Origin of the sequence: Chitinimonas sp. BJYL2 (assembly GCF_027257935.1) — a bacterium.
Classification (GTDB): Bacteria; Pseudomonadota; Gammaproteobacteria; order Burkholderiales; family Chitinimonadaceae; genus Chitinimonas.
Genome location: NZ_JANZKW010000001.1, coordinates 469,421 through 486,487 on the forward strand (window position 1 = coordinate 469,421; position 17,067 = coordinate 486,487).

General features: G+C 59.5%; 13 protein-coding genes. 3 read left to right on the forward strand and 10 right to left on the reverse strand.

Annotation, left to right across the window (positions count from 1 at the left end; genetic code table 11):
• Positions 1-17: 17 nt before the first annotated feature.
• The 9 genes from O9X62_RS02210 to O9X62_RS02250 all read right to left on the reverse strand — a co-directional run bounded on the left by O9X62_RS02210 (position 18) and on the right by O9X62_RS02250 (position 13,467).
• Positions 18-2,387: an ATPase, T2SS/T4P/T4SS family gene (locus tag O9X62_RS02210; protein WP_269531140.1), complete on the reverse strand. Its 2,370-nt coding sequence runs from the start codon at positions 2,385-2,387 to the stop codon at positions 18-20.
• Positions 2,388-2,398: 11 nt separating this feature from the next.
• Positions 2,399-3,121, reverse strand: coding sequence for a 3',5'-cyclic-nucleotide phosphodiesterase (locus O9X62_RS02215; protein ID WP_269531141.1), 723 nt, complete (start codon positions 3,119-3,121; stop codon positions 2,399-2,401).
• Positions 3,122-3,182: 61 nt separating this feature from the next.
• Positions 3,183-5,411, reverse strand: a complete 2,229-nt coding sequence (locus O9X62_RS02220; protein ID WP_269531142.1) for a CHASE2 domain-containing protein — start codon at positions 5,409-5,411, stop codon at positions 3,183-3,185.
• A 19-nt stretch (positions 5,412-5,430) separates the two neighbouring features.
• Positions 5,431-6,150, reverse strand: a complete 720-nt coding sequence (locus tag O9X62_RS02225; protein WP_269531143.1) for an FHA domain-containing protein — start codon at positions 6,148-6,150, stop codon at positions 5,431-5,433.
• Positions 6,151-6,239: 89 nt separating this feature from the next.
• Positions 6,240-7,076 carry a Stp1/IreP family PP2C-type Ser/Thr phosphatase gene (locus O9X62_RS02230; RefSeq protein WP_269531144.1) on the reverse strand — a complete coding sequence of 279 codons (837 nt, stop codon included), beginning with the start codon at positions 7,074-7,076 and terminating at the stop codon, positions 6,240-6,242.
• The gene (locus O9X62_RS02235) at positions 7,076-9,658 is read right to left on the reverse strand and encodes a CHASE2 domain-containing serine/threonine-protein kinase (RefSeq protein WP_269531145.1); all 2,583 of its coding nucleotides are present in this window, start codon (positions 9,656-9,658) and stop codon (positions 7,076-7,078) included. The genes O9X62_RS02230 and O9X62_RS02235 overlap by 1 nt, the downstream gene beginning before the upstream one ends.
• A gap of 115 nt (positions 9,659-9,773) precedes the next feature.
• The gene (locus O9X62_RS02240) at positions 9,774-10,631 is read right to left on the reverse strand and encodes a J domain-containing protein (protein ID WP_269531146.1); all 858 of its coding nucleotides are present in this window, start codon (positions 10,629-10,631) and stop codon (positions 9,774-9,776) included.
• A complete protein-coding gene (locus O9X62_RS02245) occupies positions 10,628-11,755 on the reverse strand; it encodes a J domain-containing protein (protein ID WP_269531147.1) in 1,128 nt (375 codons plus the stop codon). The genes O9X62_RS02240 and O9X62_RS02245 overlap by 4 nt, the downstream gene beginning before the upstream one ends.
• Positions 11,756-11,757: 2 nt before the next feature.
• Complete coding sequence (locus tag O9X62_RS02250; protein ID WP_269531148.1) at positions 11,758-13,467, reverse strand: Hsp70 family protein; 1,710 nt, start codon at positions 13,465-13,467, stop codon at positions 11,758-11,760.
• 184 nt (positions 13,468-13,651) lie between these two features.
• Between O9X62_RS02250 and O9X62_RS02255 the strand changes: the two genes are divergently transcribed.
• The 3 genes from O9X62_RS02255 to O9X62_RS02265 are packed head-to-tail and all read left to right on the forward strand — an operon-like array spanning position 13,652 to position 15,385.
• Positions 13,652-14,173 carry a cytochrome b gene (locus O9X62_RS02255; RefSeq protein WP_269531149.1) on the forward strand — a complete coding sequence of 174 codons (522 nt, stop codon included), beginning with the start codon at positions 13,652-13,654 and terminating at the stop codon, positions 14,171-14,173.
• A 35-nt stretch (positions 14,174-14,208) separates the two neighbouring features.
• Complete coding sequence (locus tag O9X62_RS02260) at positions 14,209-14,760, forward strand: YceI family protein (RefSeq protein WP_269531150.1); 552 nt, start codon at positions 14,209-14,211, stop codon at positions 14,758-14,760.
• Positions 14,761-14,815: 55 nt separating this feature from the next.
• On the forward strand, positions 14,816-15,385 hold the full coding sequence (locus O9X62_RS02265; protein ID WP_269531151.1) for a YceI family protein: 570 nt from the start codon (positions 14,816-14,818) through the stop codon (positions 15,383-15,385).
• Positions 15,386-15,447: 62 nt separating this feature from the next.
• Here the strand turns inward: O9X62_RS02265 and O9X62_RS02270 are convergent, their stop codons facing one another.
• Complete coding sequence (locus tag O9X62_RS02270; protein ID WP_269531152.1) at positions 15,448-16,914, reverse strand: sodium:solute symporter; 1,467 nt, start codon at positions 16,912-16,914, stop codon at positions 15,448-15,450.
• Positions 16,915-17,067 lie beyond the last annotated feature (153 nt).

Sequence of the window (17,067 nt, forward strand, 5' to 3'; positions counted from 1 at the left end):
CTGCCTGCAGAAAAGGATTACTTGATACAGACCGCCCGCACCTGGTGCAGGTCGGTCACGCCTTGCAACACCTTCTCAATACCATCTTGCTTGAGCGTGCGCATCCCCTCATCCAGTGCAGCGGCAAGCAACTCAGCCACCCGCGCGTGCTCCTGAATGCGCTTCTTGATCACATCCGTACCCACCAGCAGTTCATGCAAGCCAACCCGTCCCTTGTACCCCGTGCCGCCACAGGTATCGCAACCTACCGGCTTGTACAAGGTGAACTTGCCCTCTTTATCGGCAAAGTCCCGCTTCCACTCCTCAAACAAGGCTTTGGCTGCGGCTGCAGGGTCCTTTTTCCAGCTCTCCGTATTCTTTAGCTCTTCGGCATACTCTTCGAGAATCAGCTTGAGCTCAGCGGCATCGGGGTGATACGCCTTCTTGCAGCTGCTGCACAGGCGCTTGGCCAGACGCTGCGCCAGGATGCCCAGCAACGCATCGGAGAAGTTGAATGGATCCATACCCATATCCAGCAGGCGGATGATGGACTCTGGCGCGGAGTTGGTATGCAGTGTCGCGAGCACCAGGTGGCCCGTCAGCGAGGCCTCGATACCGGTACTGGTGGTTTCCTTGTCGCGCATTTCACCGACCATGATGATGTCGGGGTCGGCACGCAGGAAGGCTTTCATGGCGACCGCAAAGGTCAGGCCGGCCTTAGGGTTCATCTGGACCTGGCGCAAACCCTTCTGAGTGATTTCCACCGGGTCTTCCGCAGTCCAGATTTTGGTCTCGGAGGTATTGAGGAACTTGAGCACCGAGTGCAGCGTGGTGGTTTTACCGGAACCGGTCGGGCCACAGACGAAGAACAAGCCATAAGGCTTGGAGATCACCTTGCGCAGGGTCTCGTTATTGCGCTTGGAGAAACCCATCTTGTCCAGGGGCAACGGTTCGCCCGAGGCAAGAATCCGCATCACCACGTCTTCCATACCACCGGCTGTCGGCACCGTGGCCACCCGCAGCTCGATATCGAGCGGGCCGTATTTCTTGAACTTGATCTTGCCGTCCTGCGGCTTGCGGCGCTCGGAGATATCCAGATCGCACATGATCTTGATCCGCGTGACCAAGGGCTCGCGGTAGGCCGAGGGAACTTCAATATAGGGCTGCAACGAGCCATCCCGACGGAAGCGGATTTCAGTCTTGGCCTTGCCGGGGAAGGGCTCGATATGGATGTCTGAGACACCCATATTGTAAGCATCGACAATCACCTTGTTTACCAGCTTGACCAGCTCGTTGTCCTGCGCGGCCGAGATGGCCTCGCTGCTGATGGACTCGATCTCATCACCATCATCGCCCATGGTCGAGAGCAGGTCGCCAATGGAGCTGCCATCACTGCCGCTGCCGGCAGCGCCAAAGAACAGATCCAGCTGCTGGTTGAACTCATGCTGGCTGCAAACACGATAGATGAGCTTCTTGCCCGGATAGACCTGGCCACCCACACCGCTGCCGCGTACTTTCTCGGGATCGGTGGCCACAATCAGAATGCCATCCTTGCCCTCTTCCAATGGCAACCATTGGGCCATTTCGGCGTAATCACGCTTGATGGACTTGAGCAGGTCCATGGGCTTGAGTCGCTCTGCCTTGAAGGGCTCGTAATCCACACCAAAAAAGCGCGCCAGCGATGCCCCAAGCTGTGCCGGGGTAATCCTCAATTCCTTGCGCAGTACTTCTTCTGCATCGTAGCCATGCTCTCTCGCCCCACGGATGGCTTGCTCCAGTTCGGTGGCGGTGAGCACACCGTCCAGCACCAGATAGTCAAACTTGGTCCGGGCAATGAAGGGGCCGCCGTGCTGGCGTTGCTTCATGGCAATGGCCAGCGTTTTGCAAAGATCGCCCGCACCTTTTTCAACCAGCGCGGGAAACGGGCGTCCTGCCCGGTTGTTGATGAGTTGCAGCACGCCGATCAGGGTATCGGTGGCTTCTTCGACGATGGGGACAACCAGCATCTGCTGGGTACGGTAGCCCGTGCGCTTGTCGACCTCCTGCAGGAAAGTCAGCTTGGGGTGAATGGCCTTGAGTTCGGCCAGATCGTAGACATCCTTGATATTGACCAGCGTCTTCGTGTGCGCCACATACCCCGCGATGCTTTGCTCGCTGATGGGTAGCTTGAGTTCCTTGAACGAATTGAGCCCGGTTTTGACCTTAGAAACAATGGCGTTGCGCTCATCGTTCAGCGCATAAATGGTCAAACGGTCGGCATTGAACAGCTCGCAGATGGTGCCGCTCACTTCGAGCATGATCTCGTCGAGATTGCCGGTGGCGTGGATCTTGTTGGTAACAGCCTGCAGATCGCGAGCCAGTTGCAGTTCAAGAGAGAGTTCAGGGGTGCCGGCGACGGGTTTGTTCATGATGTGTGGGTTCAGAAATCCAGCACTTGGCCGTTTTTGAGCATTTTGGGGTGGAACGCGGCAGCATCGGTGCCGATTTCCTGCATGGTTAACTCCACCTCGCCAGGCTTGAGGTGAGTGATATAGATCTCGGGATCATTCTTCAGCTTGGCCAGTTCGCCCGCTAGCATCGCGGGGCACAAATGACATGAGGCTTCAGCCAGTATGCGCTCCCGGTTACAGAATGCCGTCTCGATGATGAGCGTCTTGAGGTTGTAGATCGCATTGACGACGGGCCAGAACTCATCGTTCACCGTGGTATCCCCGGAGAACACCAGACTATGCGGTCCGGAATCCAGCTGATAGGCCACGGCAGGTACTGTGTGCACGGCCGGCAGTGCCGTGATGGTCAGATCGGGTGAGACTTGGCATTGCTCACCCAGCTCGAAAGGCTCGAACACCATCCAGGGGGATTTCCGGTTGGGGATTTCACGGAAATCGGGCCAGATATGCCAGTTGAACACGTGCTTGGACAACACATCGAGCGTGGCCTGCGAGGCATGGACGCGTAAGGGTTGCGCTCGCATGGCGCCCACCGTGTCCACTAGCAGGGGGAGCATGGCAATGTGATCCAGATGGGCATGGGTCAGGAACAGGTGATCAATCTGCGCCAGCTCGGCCACAGATAGATCCCCCACCCCCGTACCTGCATCAATGAGGACATGGCGGCCCACAAGGAAAGAAGTGGTGCGCATGGCACCGCCTATTCCGCCGCTACACCCCAAAACCTTGAGCCGCATGCCCTCGCCCGCCTGGCTATTTGGTATCGAACTCGTACACGCCATCCCAGTCTGCCGGCAAGCTGGCTTTACGCAGAGTGGCAATACGATCCAGGTAAACCTGATACAGCTTCACGCCAGCGTGCTGGTTGCGCAGATTGATCAATTGCAGCTCTGCCATGTCCCAGTCCTGAGCGCGATAGTGCTTGAGTGCAGTATGGAACAGTTCAATCTCTGAACGAATGGCTTTATCTACCTTGCCAATTTCGCCGATCGGCTCATAGACGGTGACGCCCTCATCCTTGCCTTTGACGCGTACGCGGTCCAGCTCCCGGAACAGGATGGCCTCCTTGGCCGCAGCGCGAGTTTGCTCACCAACGATCATGCCCACGCCGTAGTACTTGGTAATCCCTTCCAGCCGAGAGGCGAGGTTCACCGCATCTCCCATGACCGTATAGGCCTTGCGGATCTGCGAGCCCATGTCGCCCACTGTCATCCGGCCCGTGTTCACGCCGACGCCGATATGGATCTCCGGCCAGCCCTTTTCCTTGAGTGCGGGTCCGAGCGCCTGCATGGCACGCTGCATTTCCAGGCCCGCCAGCACCGCGTTCTTGGCGTGATCGGGATCATGAATCGGTGCGCCCCAGAAGGCCATCACGCAGTCGCCCATGTACTTGTCGATGGTGCCCAGATACTGGGTGCGGATCACATCCGACAAAGTCGTCAGGAACTCATTCATGAAGCGCGTCAGCTCCTTGGGCTCCATGCTCTCGGAAATGGTGGTGAAGCTGCGCACATCCGAGAACAGCACCGTCAGCTCCCGACTCTGGCCTTCCATGGAGTACTTCTCGGGCTCCTCGCTCATCTTTGCCACCAGTTCCGGCGGCACGTACTGGCCAAACAGGCTGGCCATCTGCTTCTTGTTTCGGGCCTCAAAGAAATAGCCGTAGGCCATGGAGATCGCATACAGCAGCGCGATGGCCACCAGGGTCGCGGCCAGCGGCAGGGCCAGGCCCGAGTATTTCCACAAGGCAAAATTTCCGACTATGACCAGCATGCCGATACCCGCTGTGATGAGGGTGCCCGGCAACGGGTTGAGCCGCATCAGAACCACGATCAAGGTCAGCCCCACCACGAGCAAGAGCAGGATTTCCGCGCCCTGCAGATAGTCGGGCCGCGCAGGCAGGGCATTGTCCATCATGGAGGCGATCAGGTTGGCGTGGATTTCCACACCGGGATAAACCGAATCCACCGGTGCCACGCGCAGGTCCAGCAGGCCCGGCGCTGTAGTGCCGATCAGCACCATGCGGCCCGCAATATCGTCTGCCTTTGCTCGACCACTCAGCACATCTGCCGCAGAAATGTAGTTGAAGCTCTGCTTGCCGCCACGAAATGGCGTGAGTGTCGTGATGTTTTCATCAACAGGGATCGTCAGCGGGCCGACCTTGAGCCATTCAAGTGGCTTGTAAGCACGCAACCAGGAATTCTCGGCATACACCGGCTCGATGGCGGGAAAGTTCAGATAGGCCCGGACCATCGCCAGCGACAGCGATTCGTAATATTTGCCCTCGTGCTCGACCAACATACCCACACGTCGGGTAACCCCATCCGGATCGGGTAGTGGATTGAAGTGCCCGGCCGAGGTGGCCGACCCCATCAGCACGGGTAAGTTGGCGCCGTAGCCCTTGGCGGTGAGCGGGTAGACATTGCGTCCCTTGAACATGCCCGCAGGCAGCACGGGTTTGGGCAACTGGCCAGCCTTGCGGGCATCGGCTTCAAAGCTGAAGTAATATCCAAGGACAACCGGTTTGTTCTTGAGGCTATCGGCAAACAGGCCGTCGTAATCCAGTCCGCCCGACATGGCTGCCAAGGTAGACTGAAATGCCTCGTTCGACTTCAGCTCCCCCTCGGCCAGACGCTGCAAGACCGGTAAACCCGAGCTGTCATCCTTCTCGGCAAACACGATGTCAAAACCGACGGCCGCGGCCTTGTAATCGTCCGTGAGCTTGTGGACCAGATCGGCGACCGTTTTACGTGGCCAAGGCCAGCGCCCCACCTCGGCCAGACTCTTTTCATCCAGATCAACAATCACCACACGGGGGTCCACCCCGCCAGGCATGGTGAGTACCAAGCGGGCATCGTAGGCCCACAGGTCGATCTGTTCCAGCCAACGGGGACGCCAGCTATGGTTGGCATAACCCAACAGAAAGGTCAGCACGAGCAGACTCAGCAGCAGCTGCAACCAGTATTTGCGCAGTGTTTTCATGCAGCGTCTGCCCGTGACCTTATTTTGACGAGAACTCCATCTTCACCCCAGCCAGCTCGATGATGTCGCCGCTGTTCAGCGCCTCGGCCTGCAAACCGATCTGCGTGCCATTCAGTGTTGGCCGGTTGGGGCCTTCGACATGGGTAATGAAGTAGCCGGTAGGCCGGCGGGTAATGATGGCAACCTGCACGCCCGGCTTGCCCAGCGAGGTGATGTTCTTGACCAGGTCCAGCGTCTTGCCAGCGTTACCGCCAGTCAGCACCTTGATCTGGGCAACTGCCGGATCGGTTGTCGCTGTCGGAGCCGGGGTCGGCGCGGGAGCGGGTGCCGGGGCTGGCGCCGCCATCACCGGAATCTGCTGGGTATCGCTGGGCGACATCGGCTTCACGGTGCCGGGGCGAATCACCATGGTCTTCTCGAAATCAGCCGGATCCATCGCGGGCCGGGGCGCCGCCTCGCTAATGAACTTGAGCTTGTAGCGGCCGATCTCGACCAGATCGCCATCCTGCAAGAGCTGGCGCTGGATGGGCTGACCATTGACCATGGTGCCATTGGTGCTCTGCATGTCCTCCGCAAATACGTCCGCACCAACGCGGCAGATACGGGCATGCTCACCGGATACCGCTAGATTATCGATCTGCAGATCGTTATGCGGCTTGCGCCCTACTGTCGTGATGTCTTTTTCCAGCTTGAACTCGCGCAACACGGCGCTATCGAGGCTGAGTATCAGTTTGGCCATGAGGTTTCCCTTTTCGGTCTTTCTTTTATCGCACTTGCTTGTCACATCACCAAGCTGTTACGCACAGGCGTTCGACTCGCTGCAGGCACTCAGCCTTTCAGCCAGCCGAACAGCCTGGACCACAGACTGGTATGTGCCGGAAAACTGCGATTGATGCGGATCAGGACCACCGAAACATTGTCGCGGCCACCGTTGTCGTTGGCCTGCTGCACCAGATGCTCGGCAGCCAGCGGCAGATTGCTGCCCAGCGTACCGAGTACCGACGCAATGTCTTCGTCGTCCACCATATCGTTGAGACCATCCGAGCAGAGCAGATAAATATCGCCCACATTCACGTCATGGTCGGTCAACTCGGGATCGAGCTGCGGATCGATGCCAACTGCACGCGTCACCAGATTCTTGTTCTGGGAACGCTTGGCCTCTTCCGGGGTAATCAGCCCGCTATCGAGCTGCTCCTGAAGCAAGGAATGGTCCCGCGTCAGGGTTTTGAGTTCGCCATCCCGGAAGCGATAGAGGCGTGAGTCGCCTACATGGGCCACCGTAAGGCGATTATCGTAGAACACCACCGCCACCAGCGTGGTCCCCATGCCTGCACATTGGGGCTGGCTTTGGGCGGTCTGGAAGATCGCCAGATTGGTTTTTTCGATCTCCAGCCGCAACATCCTGTGGGCTGCCGGTTTGCCGCTCAGAGCCTCGGGTACATGAGGCGCAACAACATCTATCGAGGCCATCAGCCCTTGGCCCAGCAGCGTGGTGGCGATACCGCTGGCAACCTCACCCGCGTTATAGCCCCCCATGCCGTCAGCCAGAATCGCCAGGCCGTAGTCAGCGTCAAAAGAGATGGCATCCTCGTTGTGACCCCGAACCATACCGGGGTCGCTGATGCCGTGGATTTCCAGTGCGTGGGCGAGTGTCTTGGTAGCCATTACAGGGTCGCCTTGCATTGACGCAGCGCCTCAGCAAACTCGGCACCGGTCTGGAAGCGGGCTTCCATGTTCTTCTGCAGGGCCTTGTCGATCACGGCCACCAGGCAGGGAGGCAGCTTGGGATTGATCTCGGCAGGGTTACGATAGGCTTCGTTGGCGATGCGATACATCAACTCGGCCATCGATTCACCCTGGAAGGGCAGCATGCCCACGCTCATCTGATAGAGCATCACCCCCAGCGAGAACAGGTCGGAACGGCCATCAATCTTCTTGCCCGAGAGTTGCTCGGGCGACATATAGCTTGGGGTGCCCAGCACCATGCCCGTCTTGGTCTTGCTGGAATCGGTGATGCGGGCAATGCCGAAGTCCGTCACTTTCACCACTTTGGCGTCATGTTCGTACATGATGTTGGCAGGCTTGATGTCGCGGTGCGCCACATGTTGCTTGTGCGCGTAATCAAGCGCATCTGCCACTTCGGCAATGATCTGCATCACTTCGGGCAAGGGTAGTAGCTGACCCGGCTTGGTATGAGGCGCCAGATCCTTGCCTTTGAGGAACTCCATGGCGATATAAGCCAGATCATGTTCCTCACCCGCATCGTAGATGGTGACGATATTCGGGTGATTAAGCCGGCCGGCCGTCTCGGCCTCGCGGAAGAAGCGGGTACGTGCTTCCTCCAGTTCATCCGCTTCGAATTCCTGAGACAGGGCCATGGTCTTGATCGCCACTACGCGGCCGATCTTCGGATCCTTGCCCAGGTACACCACGCCCATTGCGCCCTTGCCGAGTTCCTTTTCCACCTGATACCGGCCCAGCATAGGCTTCTCGACCGCGCCGCCTTCCAGCACCAGTGTACTGGCGTTGGTACGACCACCCGCCCCCCCGAGTATCACCGTCTCGGCCATCTGTTTGGCACGGTTGAGCTTCTGGTCAATGTCCTTGAACTTGGGGTTGTATGCCGCGATGTGCTGATAAACCGATTCCGCCTTATTGAACTGGCGCTTGCGCTCAAAATCCAGCGCAAGGTTGTAGAGCAGGTCAGCCATGCCATCGTCCATCGGCGCCTTGCGGAACTTATCGAAGGCCATATCGAGCTGGCCTTGACCTTGGAACGCCAGGCCCAGCATGCGATTGGATTCCGCTGCCGACATCTCCGAGGCCTCCATGCCTCGTTCGGTAATCAGGAAGCGTTTGGTCGTCAGCACCAGATGCCCCACCACCAGCAAGGCGGCAGGCGTCATCAATTCCAGCCACAGCAGCTTCGTGGTCATCAAGCCAAAGTGCGCCGCCAGCAGCACTACAAACAGAACCGCTGTAATGACCGCCGCCTGGCCCGCCTTGAGGCGCGGCAACAGGGCGATCAGGTAGGCCGCCACCAGCGCGCACAGCGCCAGCTTGAGCCAGAGCGACCAACCCGGTGCGGTGAAGTAATCCTGCTGGAGAATGCTCGACACGTTGTGCGCCAGCATCACCACCGGCGACACCCCCGCCGCCAGCGGGGTCACCATGGTCGTACCCAGACCTGAGGCCGTCGGGCCGATCAGGACGATCTTGTCCTTGTACTTGTCGAAGGGGATTTTGCCGCTGGCGACGTCGTAGAAGGAATCAACCGGAATGGCGGGTTTGCCGTTCACATCACGGTAGTAGTAAGTATGGAAGGTTGAATACGGTTGCGTGCGTACATTCAACCCGCCTACCTGTACCGATTCACCCAGCTTGACCACCACTTTGTTGGCCGGGATGTTGAGGCTCTTGGCCGCAGCCAGCAGGGACAGAGAGGGGTAAAACTGGTCGTAGTAGCGGATAACCAAGGGCTCTTCACGCACCACGCCGTCAGCCGGATCGGGCAGCACGGTCAGGTGGCCGACGCCAGCCGCCTTCTCGCCAATCTTGGCGATCGGGGAAATCATGCGCAAGGAAGGTACAGGCAAGCCAGCAGCCGGGTCGCCTGAACTCTCCAGTTCGCTTTTCTGGATGAAGGCTGGCGTATCGGCATCCGGGTTGCCTTGCGGCTCACCGGGCTCCAGCAACATGGGCAACAGCACATTACCGGACCGGGCCAAGGTGTTGCCCAACTGGGTGTCGAAATCCAGACGCGCCACTGCGGCGTCCAGCAAGGCACCAAACTTGTCTGCGGGGGCATCAACAGGCGGGGCCACCAGCGCCGGATCCGGCGGCGCGCCATCGGCCATGGCCATGATCGGGTCTGGTGCCTGATTGGCATGTTGCTGCCGATACGCCTTCGCCAGCTCGCGCAGCGCAGCAGTGCCCTTGTCTTCCTGCGGCTCCGTGAAAAATACCGTACTGACGACAAGCTTGGGTTTGGCCGCAGCGAGCTTGTCGAGAAACTCGGCATGGACATCCCGCGACCAAGGCCAGCGACCAATATTGTCGAGGCTCTGCTGGTCAATCGCCACGATGGCGATGCGATCATTGGGGGTGCGGCTGGTCATGCGCACCCCACCGTCATACGCCGCCCGCTCAAGACTTGCGAGCAGATTGGTGCCGATGCCAGCCAGCGCAAACAGAACCACGACGGCAGTACCTACAAACCAGTCAGCCTTCCAAAAAGCAGCCTTCAATTGCGCCTCCCTGGCGAGCATGCGTGCGAATCCATCACAGATTAGATGGCATTACCGCGCAACGCCAGTCAGGCAAGGCTTTCGACGGGTTTTGCACCTTCTCGCCAACACGCGCTCACAGATTGGCCAGCACCCGCAGCGATAGGGATTTGCTATGGAAGGCATGCCAAGCCTCTGGGTGATACTCCTCCAGGTGACGATGGTCGCGCCACCAGGCAAACACGTGTGCGGCGCGGGCAGTCAGGCCAGCCGGCAAGGTCTCGAACTCCGACAAGCCCACCATCAGCTCGGCTTCGAACAGATGACGCACATCCACATTGAACAGCAGCTCGTCATCCGCCAGCCGTGTCAGGGTGGCAATCGCCTCGGGCTCCTGCCCGGCGTCCACCAGATTCAGCAGGTGATCCACCTGCTCCAGGGCATCTGCCTCCAGCAAGCGTAGCTTGAGCCACTCCACCGTTTTGGGATCGCGCTCACTCAACCAGTGCGCCGGCTCAATCCAGCCAAACATCTGCACGGCAGTACGCAGGAAGTCGTCATGGTTGGCCGCGATATCGCAACACACCCACAGCATGCCGTCCTCGAACATCTGCCACAGCAAGGGATCTCGCTCTCGCGCCGTATCCAGCTGCAGTTCCGTCATCATGCTCTGCAGCTTGGTCATCGCCTCCTCGACCGTACCGCGCTCGTTAAGCTCGGCCAGTGTTTCGATATGAGGCCGTAGCAGCAACTCTATCTCCGCCTCACGCAGATCACGCTCCCCCTCGGGCCGTGCCGCCGCGACCGGCTGACGCGCGAGCTCGCTGGCCTGCCACATGGCTTCCTCAAAGGCGGTGCGTAAAGCCTGGAATGCCTCCGGGTCCTCTTCCGGCCGTGTCGTTTTGAGCAGGCGTGCATAAGCTCGCCTGATCTCCCGATCATCTGCAGTAGGAATCAACCCCAAAGTCGACCAGCAGTCTGTTGTTGTCATCATTTACTCCTGACCCAAGTCATGAGAAGCCACACGGCAGCCCAGAGCATTACCCACCAGTAGCCCATGATCGATTCAATCAACATCGGCCATTCGGATTGCGGCGGCTTAGCTTGGCGCCACCAATCAACCTGCTCTGAATCAAGGCGGGGAGCTAATGAAGGCCAGTTATGCTCAACATCATTCAGCCAAGCACGGGTGCGCGCAAATCTGCCTTTTGACTGCGCCCTCCACCAACGCCGCCACGTGGGGTGCCGCCTGAGCAACCAGACCCGGTCCTGATATCCATGCTCTCGCGGGGACGTCCAGTGCATCCACTGCCGCTCGCTTTTCAATCGCTCACATACTTGTGCCGGCCAACCTTGAACACCCGACTTCACGACGCCATCACGACTACACCAATCTGCCTGGATCGCTATCCGCTCTGCCAGAACCACAGGTAGCACATCACAGCAAGCCAACCATTCGGCTAGCGCCATTTCCAGCACATCGCGCGCATCCAGTGCCTGCCATTCAGGTGCATCCCACGCACACGTGGCATGCCGAACTGCGTCGTCTTCGCTGCCGAGCTGCTGAATGCTGGCAATCAACGCCCTAGCTTGCACTCCATAGAGCCGACGTCGCATTTGCGCCCACTCGTGGCGATTCCCCGACAACGCCTCCGGCATCGGCTCCCACCACGCAAAGCGCTCGGCGAACTCAAGAAGGGTGGGCTCAGGAAAATCGGCATCGCCCAATGCACGGCGCATGGCCAGCAATGACGCTGCATGCTCAGGTGCCAGGTCTGTTGAAACATCACGCCACAACAAGGTATGCGTGGGCTCAACGTGGTGCCGAGCGACATGCTGATCGATCTGCGTGGCTTCTGCCTCAACACCTGCAACACATGTCGAAGCGCCGGCGCTCAGCTCAGCCATTAAATCATCGGCCACCTCGACACATACCTCTAGCTGGCCAAGACTCGCGAGGTAAAGCGCCCAATCGTAGGCCTCCCTTAGTCTTGCGAAACCCTCCGCGTCATCTTCGGGGCGGGTTTGCTTCAGCAAGCGTGCATAAGCGCGACGGATAACACCAGTCTCCGAGGTCGCTGCAATCCCCAGGATCTGCCAACACGGAGCATCAGTCATGCTTACAGCCAGCTCTCGCCTTCCAGTTCATCCAGCGCACGCTGAAACTCCTCACGCGCCTTGGCCACGGCCTCAGCGTCCTGGGTTTCCAGCACAGCCTGAAAATGCGCCGTCGCCTGGGCCACCCACTGGCGCTGTTCTCCCAGCAGTTGTTGGAACATGCGGTCCGCGCGTGCCAGCAGCTGCGCGTTGGGCAGGAGCTCGCGGGGGTGGATCTTTAGCTGCGCCAAGGCTCGCAGCTTTTCCTCGATCTGATCGGGCGTCAGCACACCGGGGTTTTCTTCGATGACCAGGCGGTGCTTCTCGCCGGTTTCGGCCACCGTCATTTCGGCCTCGAGCAGGCCATTCACATCGTAAGTAAAGCGTACCGCCACACTCACCTGCCCGGCCGGACGCGGCGGCACGGCAATGGTGATCTCGCCCAGGAAGATATTGTCCTTTACCTGCCGGCTCTCGCCCTGGAACACACTCACATGCAGGGCGATCTGGTTGTCGGCAATCGTGTTCACCGTCTGCTCGCGCGAGATCGGCACCACCGAGTTACGCTCGATGATGGGCAGGAAGAAACCTGGCTGGAAGCGCCCCGGCGCGATCTGCTCGCTGACTTCAATGCCCAGCGAATACGGGCACACATCGGTCATGACGATCTCATTGAGCGCCACATCCCGCGATTTGAGTCCGGCCATGACCGCGGCGCCGCGTGCGACCACCTCGTCGGGATTGATATTCATCGCCGGCATGCGGCCAAACAGCTTGGCCACCAGCTTGCGCACCATGGGCATGCGTGTGGCACCGCCGGCCAGAACGATCTGGTCCAGATCAATCGCACGCAGGCGCGAATCTCGCAGGGCTTTTTCAATCGGCTCACGCACCCGTTTGAGCAGGGGCTCGCAGCGTTTGTGAAATTCGGCCTCGTCCACCTGCCAGCTCAGCGTCTGGCCTTGCCATTGCGCGGTCAGCGCCACCGACTCGGCACCGCTCAGACTGCGTTTGGCTTGCTCGGCCTGTTTGCGCAGCGATTGGTAAAGTTCGGGACTGGCATGCTTGTCATTGAGGCCGGCCGGTTTGCCGACCGTTTCGATGAAGGCATCGATGAGTATCTCGGTGAAATCCTCGCCCCCGAGGAAGTTGTCGCCCGAGGAGGCGCGAACTTCCATCACGCCTTCGAATAATTCGAGGATGGAGAGATCGAAGGTGCCACCGCCAAGGTCAAACACCAGAAAGCGGCTCTCCGGCGCGCTCTGGTGCAGACCATATGCCAGCGCAGCGGCCGTGGGTTCATTGACCAGTCGCTCCACCTTCAGGCCCGCCAACTGCCCCGCAATCTTGGTGGCTTTGCGTTGTGCATCGCTGAAGTAAGCCGGCACGGTGATCACGGCTTCCTCCACAGGCTCGCCCAGATAGCGCTCGGCGTCCTCCTTCAGCGATTTTAGCACCAGCGCCGATAGCTCCTCGGGCCGGAACTTGCGGCCGCCAAGCCGGGTTTCGCGGTCCGAACCCATATAGCGCTTGAACAGTGCGGTGGTTTGTTCCGGATGGGTGATCAAGCGCTCGCGCGCGGTCAGGCCAACGAGCACCTCGCCCTGATCATCCAGCCCGACGACCGATGGCGTCAGCGCATGCCCCAATGCATTGGGGATGATTTCTGCCTGCGCATTGCGCCAGACGGCGACCAGACTGTTGGTCGTACCCAGGTCGATTCCGATGATCATGAAGGGGTCGCAGCAAAAGAAGGAATAGCCCACTATTTTACGTCAGGGCGCTGCCTTTTCGATGCAATCTCGGCTTGTTCATTTTTTTTGAATCAACCGGTTAAAAAGCTCCGCTATCTGCACGCGCCCATGCTGTGAATAATGCGCTCCAGACACTGAACGGCCTTGAACAAGCGAGGAACCGATGAAGCCCAAGTACACCCTGATTGCCCGCGCCCTGCATTGGCTGGTCGCCCTAGGCATCATCGCCGCCTTTGCGCTGGCGATGTCTTTCGACGACATGCCGCTGAGCATGGCCAAACTCAAGCTGATCAATTACCACAAGTGGATCGGCATCACCGTGCTGGCGCTGGTCGCGCTGCGCCTGATCTGGCGGCTCACGCACCGGCCACCGGCGCTGCCCGATCATATGGCGACTTGGGAAAAGCTCGTTGCCCACGTCACCCACGGTGCCTTGTATGTGCTGATGTTCGGTGTGCCACTGGGCGGTTGGCTGTATTCATCCGCCAAGGGCTACCCGGTGGTGTGGTTTGGTCTGGTACAGCTGCCCGACCTGGTCGCCAAGAACGAGGCGCTGGCAGACAGTATCAAGGAGGCGCACCGGATTGGCGGCTGGTTGATCATCCTGCTCGCCGCCGCCCATGCTGCCGCCGCCCTCAAGCACCATTTCATCAATCGTGACGATGTACTGAAACGGATGATCTGATCGCCGGTCGAAGCGATCCCGCCTCTGGAGCCACCATGAATACCGTAATGAAACGCATTGCCCTGACAAGCCTGCTGCTGACTGCCGGCCTGAGCCACGCCGCCCCGGTGGATACCGCCAAAAGCTCGGTCCGGTTCAACTTCTCACAGATGAATGTGCCGGTGGAAGGCCAGTTCAAGAAGTTCGCCTCCGACATCACCTTCGATGCCGCCAAGCCCGAATCCGGCAAGGTCAGTATCAGCGTGGACCTGATGGGCGCGGATGCAGGCAGCAGTGACGCCAACCAGGCCCTGCACATGAAGGAATGGTTCGATACCGCGCGCTTCCCCAAAGCCACCTTCACCAGTACCCAGATCAAGGCATTGGGGGGCGGCAGGTTCCAGGCAACAGGCCAGTTCGGCCTCAAGGGGCGGACCGCAGCACTCAGCGTACCGTTCACAGTACGCAGCGATGCGGCGGGTCAATGGTTTGAAGGTGTCTTCCCGCTTTCCCGGCTGGCCTGGAAAGTGGGTGAAGGTGAGTGGGCCGATGTCGGCGCGGTGGCCGACCTGGTCCAGGTGAAGTTCAAGTTGTTTGTTCCCAAGTAAGACGCGAGGCGTGCGCGACACGCCTTGCCCATCAGACCCAACAAAGGAGTTACCCATGCAATCCAAACTGCTTGCCACCCTGATCGCCACCGGCCTCTCGGCAGGTGCCTTCGCCGCACCCGAGAAGTTCGTGCTCGATGCGACCCACACCTACCCCAGCTTTGAAGTCAGCCATCTGGGCTTCTCGATCACCCGTGGCTTCTTCAAGGAAACCGAGGGCACGCTGGAACTCGATCGCGCCGCCAAAACCGGTAAGCTCGAAGCCACGATCAAGACCACCTCGATCGAAACCGGTCTCGACAAGCGCGATGAGCACCTGCGCGCTAAGGATTTCTTCAATGTTGCCGAATTCCCGACTGCCGTCATCAAGGTCGACAAGTTCACCTATAACGGCGAACAGCCGGTCAAGGCTGAGGGCACGCTGACCCTGCTGGGCGTGACCAAGCCGGTCGCGCTCGATATCAAGCCGTTCAAGTGCGATATGCGCATGGGCAAGGATTATGTTTGCGGTGCCGATGTAACCACCACGATCAAGCGCACCGATTGGGGCATGAAGACCTACGTGCCGTTCATCAGCGACGAAGTGCGTATCGCGGTGCAGGTTGAGGCCGTCAAGCAGAAGTAAGCGGGATATCCGCATTCTTCTCCCCGGGCCGGCCATGCTGCCGGCCCTTTTTTTGCCTGTACTCAGGCCTTGGCGAGGGCACCCGCCTCGGCCGGTCGGGAAACGCTCCACAGGCCCGCAAACGTCAGCGCGCCGTTGAGCAACAACAACTCCAGTCCCAGCTGATAGCTGCCAAACAGATGGTGCTGGTTGGCATTCAGCACATAGCAAAGCAGCGGTGCCGCCAGCGCAATCCAGATCACCGCGCCATCACGCACGCTGCGGCGGGTGAGGATGCCGAAGGCAAATAGGCCGAGCAACGGCCCATAGGTGTAGGCCGCGAGCTTGAGGATCAGACCGATCATGCTGGGGTTGTTGATGGCCTTGAAGCCCAGCACCAGCAAGAGGAACACCGCACCGAATGTCAGATGCACGCGCTGACGGATACGTTTTTTGTGCTCGCTGCTCCAGTCATCGCGCTTCTGCATGCCCAAGAGATCGATACAGAAGCTGGCCGTGAGCGCCGTAATGGCGCCATCCGCACTGGGGAACAGTGCCGAAATCAGCGCAATCACAAAGATCACCTGGACCAGCTCGGGCAGATGGCCCAGCACCACGGCCGGGAACAGGGCATCGCCGGTTTCCGTCATGCCGTTCTGGCGTGCAAACAGGTGCAGCAGCCCGCCCAGGAACAGAAACAGCAGCACCACGCCCGCAAACACCACGGCAAGGACCAGCATGTTCTTCTGGGAGTCACGCAAGGTCCTGACCGAGATGTTCTTTTGCATCATTTCCTGATCCAGACCCGTCATGGCGATCGTGATGAAGATACCGGCGACGATCTGCTTGACGATGAACAAGCGGCTGTCCGGGTCCCAGACGAACAGCCGCGACAACCCCTCGCTGCGCATCGCGTCAAGACTGCTCGACACATCCAGATTGAGCCGATCCATCAGGAACCAGGCACAGATGATCAATCCCAGAAGCATACAGCTCGTTTGCAGCGTGTCCGTCCAGACGATGGTCTTGACCCCGCCCTCGTAGGTGTAGAGCAGGATCATCACCAGCATCAGGCTGGCCGTCGCGGCAAACGGCACACCCAAGCGATCAAGAATGGTGGCCTGCAGGATATTGACCACCAGATACAACCTGGCCGTCGCCCCCAGCGTGCGCGAGAGGATGAAGAACGACGCCCCGGTCCGATAGGCGCCCGGACCCAGCCGCTGGCCCAGATAGTCGTAGATCGAGGTGAGATTCAAGCGGTAGTAAAGCGGGAGCAGCACACCGGCCACCACCAGATAACCGATCAGATGACCGAGGATGATCTGGAAATACGCAAAGCCATCCATCCCGACCGCGCCGGGCACGCTGATAAAGGTAACCCCGCTGAGCGAGGTGCCGATCATCCCGAAGGCCACCAGCATCCAGTGACTTTTACGCCCGCCGATGAAGAAGTCCTCGTTACCCGCCTTGCGCGAGGTCAGCCAGGCGGCAAACAGCAGGATCAGGAAGTACGCCACTACAAAGGCAGCCAGCAGTGCGGGGCTCATGGGCAGTCACCGGTACGTGAAGGTTGGGCCACCTGGGCCACGGAGCGCTCATGCCCATCAGCAGCATTGGCGCCGGTAAACTGCCCACCCTGATGCAGGCAGTGAGGAAACAATCCCACGCCCCGGCATGGGGTAGTCGGTCGGCTGAAGGAT